The sequence below is a fragment of the Rhodopirellula maiorica SM1 genome (assembly GCF_000346295.1).
Classification (GTDB): Bacteria; Planctomycetota; Planctomycetia; order Pirellulales; family Pirellulaceae; genus Novipirellula; species Novipirellula maiorica.
The window spans coordinates 1-5,599 of the sequence record NZ_ANOG01000721.1 but is presented as its reverse complement, the minus strand read 5'-3'; the positions used below and the strand labels follow the sequence as shown (position 1 = coordinate 5,599).

The 5,599-nt window shown below is 55.0% G+C and carries 5 protein-coding genes and 1 pseudogene; 1 reads left to right on the top strand and 5 read right to left on the bottom strand.

The features are described 5' to 3' along the window. The 5 genes and pseudogenes from RMSM_RS42105 to RMSM_RS23365 form a co-directional block, all read right to left on the bottom strand. A pseudogene (locus tag RMSM_RS42105) lies at positions 1 to 339 on the bottom strand (hypothetical protein); the annotation flags it as partial. 18 nt (positions 340 to 357) lie between these two features. After that, positions 358 to 1,419, bottom strand: coding sequence for a COX15/CtaA family protein (locus RMSM_RS23380; protein ID WP_008702258.1), 1,062 nt, complete (start codon positions 1,417 to 1,419; stop codon positions 358 to 360). A 22-nt stretch (positions 1,420 to 1,441) separates the two neighbouring features. Beyond that, positions 1,442 to 1,621 carry a hypothetical protein gene (locus RMSM_RS23375; protein ID WP_008702256.1) on the bottom strand — a complete coding sequence of 60 codons (180 nt, stop codon included), beginning with the start codon at positions 1,619 to 1,621 and terminating at the stop codon, positions 1,442 to 1,444. 122 nt (positions 1,622 to 1,743) lie between these two features. Continuing rightward, positions 1,744 to 2,985, bottom strand: a complete 1,242-nt coding sequence (locus tag RMSM_RS23370; RefSeq protein ID WP_144057897.1) for a cytochrome c — start codon at positions 2,983 to 2,985, stop codon at positions 1,744 to 1,746. A 189-nt stretch (positions 2,986 to 3,174) separates the two neighbouring features. Beyond that, on the bottom strand, positions 3,175 to 3,936 hold the full coding sequence (locus RMSM_RS23365) for a methylamine utilization protein (protein ID WP_008702253.1): 762 nt from the start codon (positions 3,934 to 3,936) through the stop codon (positions 3,175 to 3,177). Positions 3,937 to 4,718: 782 nt separating this feature from the next. On the opposite strand from RMSM_RS23365, the gene purD reads away from it, so the two are divergent. Further along, positions 4,719 to 5,599 (top strand): phosphoribosylamine--glycine ligase (gene purD / locus RMSM_RS23355; protein ID WP_008702251.1); only part of this gene is annotated, 881 nt, incomplete at its 3' end.

Sequence of the window (5,599 nt, the reverse complement as noted above, 5' to 3'; positions counted from 1 at the left end):
CAGCAACCAAAACATATCGAGCGTCGCGATCCATCCGCCCGCGGCGATCATCGCCGAAGCGACTGTGGTGACCAAGATCATGGTCACGATTCGCGGTTTGGTCAGTTGGATGTAGTCCGAAAAAAGACTCGGATGCGTCGACGCAACGGCGCCCGCGGTCGATGGGGCTGCGGCCGAAGCATCCTCTGCCCTGCCCTGCCCTGCTCTTTGGGTAACTTCGTGGGCGGCATCTCGAGGGTGGGGTTCCCGCTGGCTGTCCACTTGTTTTCCTTCGCTCACGTAACGAACCCTCGCCGACGAGGGCGTCAGTGGATCGGCGATTAATATCTCTGTCGACACTTTAATATTCGTTCCTAGTTAAGTCGCCGTTTCGCTCGTGACGGAAGCCATGTTCAGGTTGCGAACACGCAGTATACGGACCCATGCAAACGTGGAAACCGCAAGAATCAAAGATCCGGTCGCAACATGCGAAGTGACAAGTAACGCATTGGCGTAATTCTTTGACTCAATGACATACCCCTCGGCTCCGGGAAACCATCCCAGAAACGCAGGCCAGCCATAGTGAACTACCCAAGTCCCAATACCCAGCAAAATTTGAATGCCCACTAATCCTATCAGGGCAACCCCAGGACGCGACAGCGTCAAATCGCCGCACTTGCGTAATCGAGCCCAGGCAACCGCCACCATCAACCACAGCACAAACGCCAACACGACATGCGTCGTGGTCGTGTGCAAAAAGCCTGTGGGTGACCCGGTAGGCTGCAAATGCCGTAATATCGCCCCTAGTACGAGCTGCAGGTAGCACGTCACCACCAGCAACGTGACGATTCCAAACGTCCCTTTGGCGAGCCGAGGTAACGCAACGAAATTTTCCGAATCGGGGTCCGATCGTTCCGGCTGGGGTGTCGATTCGGATTGCGAATCGCCATAGCTACCACGTGAATAGCGGAACCACCAGCGGCTGGTGATGACCATCCCGGTAACGGTCAAGGCAAAAACGATCGGCGCCGTCGTGCCGTGAATCATCGCAAATGTCCGGTCGCCGAGCACCACTCGGATGCCACCAAGCCCCCCTTGGATGATCACCGCCACCAAGATCATTGCGGCAAAACCTTTGACCCATCTTCGATGTTCGGTCCGCCAAGCGGCGACGACCAAGCCGATCGCGGTGAATCCAAGCAGTCCGCCGAGCAGGCGGTGTCCGTGTTCGATGAACAGGTCAAACGGGCCCAGCAACCAGGTTTTGTAGGGGTACAAAAACAGGTTGTAGCCGTAGGTATTGGGCCAATCCGGAACCGCCATACCCGCGTCGTAGGTCGTGACCATACCGCCCACCCAGATCAGCGGCCAAGTCAGGCAGACGGTCAGGAGGGCCAATCGATGAACGATGCGGTGATAGGGAATGCTTGGTGACTGCATTGTGTGTTTGATGACCAAAAGCTTAGTGATTTTTGTGACGCATCGAATGAACGCGTTCCCCCAAGATGCCGCCCAATACCGCGCCACCGGCACCAAAGCAGAATCCGGCAATCAGTCCTGAATAGCCGAGCAGGGCCATCAAAACCACTCCGGTGATCACCCCGGCGATTGCGCCAATCGATCGATACGTTTCTTGACTCATAGGAAGGTTTGTTTCAGCGAAAGAGGAATGTCGGCAACCGAGGATGAGAGAAGACGAGCGAACAAGCATCAAAACGTCGCAATCAATCGCAAGTTGGAATTGGCGGCCAGGATTTAGCAAGCCTAAGGTTTTCCGAGCGATTGAACATAGTGGACCAAGTCCCAGACTTGATCCGACGTCAATCCTTTGCCGCTCTCGGTCTCCGTCACCTCCAAGCTTGGCATTGGGGTTCCCGCAACCCCTTGGGTAATCCGTCGATAGAGCGTCTCGCCATCACCGCCCCCGCGGAACACGCCTCCCTGTAATCGCCGCGGCACAATCGGCCGCGGCTTGGGGGCACCCGCTCTGCGGAACGGTTTCATCGCATCGCGGTCGGTGGGCGTTAATCCTAATCGCGTCGAATACTCTTTGGTCCAATCGTCATAGTCAAGCGTCACCGCCTCGCCGTTGCCCTGCGGACCGTGGCAACCGACGCAGTTTGCGATCTGGCCATGGAACAATTCACGGCCTCGTTCGATCGCATCGGCGTCACTTGTCGAGGAAACCGTCGTCGCGGCGGGGACTTCGACCACGGCATCCTCGGCAGCAACCCACTCGTTGATCACCTCTTGAATGATTTCGGCAGTGGCCTCGGCGCCTTCGCTTGTCGCCTGGCTGTCACTAGCCGGTGGAGCATCGCCAGCCAGCGGCAAGCGGATCTGTAACTCCGCTTCGGGAGGCGTCTCGTCGTAACCCAGTTCCACCGCGGCAGCCAGCAATTCACGCTCGACTTCACCACGAATCGACAAGTAGATCACGTAATCGACCAACGCATCCAATTCGTCATCCGGCAGCACCGAAAACGATGGCATCGCCGTACCGGCTTCGCCGTGAACCAGCGTGCGGCGAAGATCCTGGCGAGTCGGTTTGGCATTCCGCCGAGTCGATTTCCATTTGAAAATGCCGTGGCGAAAATCGCGTGGATAAGGGTTCAGCGCCAACGACGTGGGACCGAATCCGTCGCCCGAAAGCCCGTGGCAATGGACACAGTGTTCTCGGTACAGTCCCAGATGGCTGCCGTCCTGCAGACTCGAAATAGGCCCCGCCGCCCGATGAAGGCGGTCGACATCGATCAGCGACCGAGCCGATTCGCTCAGCATATCGCTTGGCCATTTTGGATCATTCGGTGTTCCAAATGCCTGCTGCAATACAGCGGAGGTGTCGGTCTGGGCCGCATCCATCGAAGCGGATCGCGATTCGGCGAGCGTTAGAGAGTAAAGCGTGTTGGACGCAAATTGTTCAATCTTGGCATCACATCCAGTCAACATCGCCACCAGCGGCAGCGAGCAGACGATCAGCAGCAAAGAGCGGACGAATGGGGGCATAGCGAAAACGGTCTAAGAATTTGAGAAAGGATTCGTCCCTATTGAACCGCGTAAACCCGTTCGCCGTAAACTCCACGGATTGTCGCACATGCAAAAAAAAAATGGCAGACACATCAAGGATGTGCCTGCCACAAATCGTTTGATTGGGGGCGATCGCGATTTGACTCGCGATTTATTACTCGCCTTTCACTATTCAGCGCTCAACGCTTCGGCAGGAACCACTACGGTTCCGAGATCGTTCACGCCTGGTTCGATAGTGACGTCGAAACGGCTTCGCGACCATTTTTCAGATTTGCCATCGACAGTGACTTCGTCAATCTTGCCTGCTTCGTGGAAAACACGGAACGTCAATTCTTCGCCTTCGGGAAGATCCTTGATGACCAAATCGCCATTTTCGTCGCTCTTGGCGACATAGGGGTGTTCCAGCACCACGACGTAAGCACGCATCCAAGGGTGAATGTTGCATTCAACCGGAATTGGCGCTGGTTCGGTATCTTCGAGGACGACCGATTTTTCTTGCCCGGGTGGGATCAAGAAGTTTTGTGCTGGGTTTTTGAAGAACGGCAGGTTCGCATTGTGGCCAACTGCATCGGGGTTGGTCACCTTCAATGTGTCGCCGGTTTGGCAGATCACGATGTGGGGTTCAAAGCGACAGGCGTTGTTTTCTAGCTCGTGCGTGTTGTTCTTGGCTGGGATGTCATCCAGTTTCGATCCACCGCGGCCGGTGTAAACGTAGACCACGACATCTTTAATGCCCTTGTTCTCTTTGTTGACCAACAATCGTTCGTTGAAAATTTGGTGTTTTCCGCAAAATTCAACGTCTTTGTTGACAACCAGAGCGGAGGGCTCTTCGGCGGCACCTGCGTATTCAAAACGCAGTTTCAGATCGCCAGCCTGGGAAACGGCAGGAGTCGAGGCCAGCAGCGAGGCTGCGGCGACACCGCAAATCATGTGAGTTAATCGAGATTTCAAAGCTTGTCGTCGAGTCTTCAACGTTAATTCTCCCAAGCAGGGTTAGAGGGTTCAAATCCTAAACAGTCAAACAGCCGAAGGATCATCAGCGTGGTTTCAATTGTCAAAGCGTAACGCTTTTTAATTTTAGTGCCGCCCCATGAAGCAGCCAGAATTTTTGTAGGTGGGGTCCGTTCAACCTCAGCATGGCGGTGGACGTCGGTGTCATTACCGAAAATCAGGAACCGATGGTCGTGCGTGACAGGGTGAGTGGGCGGCAAACAGCGAATTTTAATTGCAAGTCAGCAGAACACACGTGATTAAAGCGATTTTCTGCGGCCAATTGCAAATCTCGCTAGCCATGCGAATGAATTGGGGCGGGGGGACGGATGAGGTTATCGCGGCGACTGAGCTACGGTGGACGTTCACTCAGCCGCCGCTTCTAACCAAACTAGTTTTTTGCGAAGAATGTGCCGTCCTTGGGGTGGGGGAGTATTCGGACAGCAGAATTTCATTCTTCGGCAGGACACTACCCATTTTAGTTGCTATTGGGAAATTGTCTACCGCTTAGGCCACGTTAAGCTACGTAATTCCCACGATGGGATCCGTCGGGGGGAATCCGTGACACTTGGGAGACCCGTTCGCCGATTGCGGCCAGAATATTTTGTCCGACCGAACCGAGATTGGGCCTCCCACCGTGGCAGTTTTTGATGGGTTTGCTAATTTACCGATTGGGCTTTGAATTTTCCTTTCTTGAATCTCTGCGACAGTGTGGTTCCGCGATGAAGTTTTTAATTGTTGGTAATGGCGGACGTGAACATGCGCTCGCTTGGAAGATTGCTCAAAGCCCTCGTGTGGAATCGGTCTATGTGGCCCCGGGGAACGCGGGAACCGCGATCGATGCGATCAATGTCCCGATCGAAGTGACCGAGACCGAAAAACTGGTCAAATTCGCCAAAGAAAACGCAATCGATATCACCGTTGTGGGGCCCGAGGTTCCTTTGGTAGCAGGGTTGGTCGATGCGATGCAGGATGAAGGGCTAAAGGTGTTCGGTCCCTCCAAAGCTGCCGCGGAACTCGAAGGCAGCAAAGTGTTTTGCAAAAATTTGCTGCACATGGCCGACATTCCAACCGCGGGCTATCGGACGTTCCGTGACGCCGAAGATGCGGCTCGCTATATTAAGGACCGCTATTCCGAACCCAATGATCCGGTGCACGTCGTCGTCAAAGCCGATGGATTAGCGGCGGGCAAAGGAGTGATCGTTTGTAGCACTCGCAGCGAAGCCCTCGAAGCAATCGATCGGATTGCCCATCAACGCGAATTCGGCGAAGCCGGTAAAGAACTGATCATCGAAGAGAAATTGATCGGCCAAGAGGCAAGCGTGTTGGCGATCACCGATGGTGAAACGATCATGACGCTGCCTGCGGCGCAAGATCATAAACCGGCCTACGATGGTGATACCGGTCCTAACACCGGTGGCATGGGCGCGTATTGTCCGACGCCGATCGTCGACGAAGCGATGATGGAAAAAATCGAAGCCGACGTGCTTGTCCCGATCGTGCATGCGATGAAACGTGCTCGTCGTCCCTTCAAAGGCGTGTTGTACGCGGGGTTGATGTTGACTTCGGCGGGGCCCAAAGTGCTCGAGTTCAATGTGCGGTT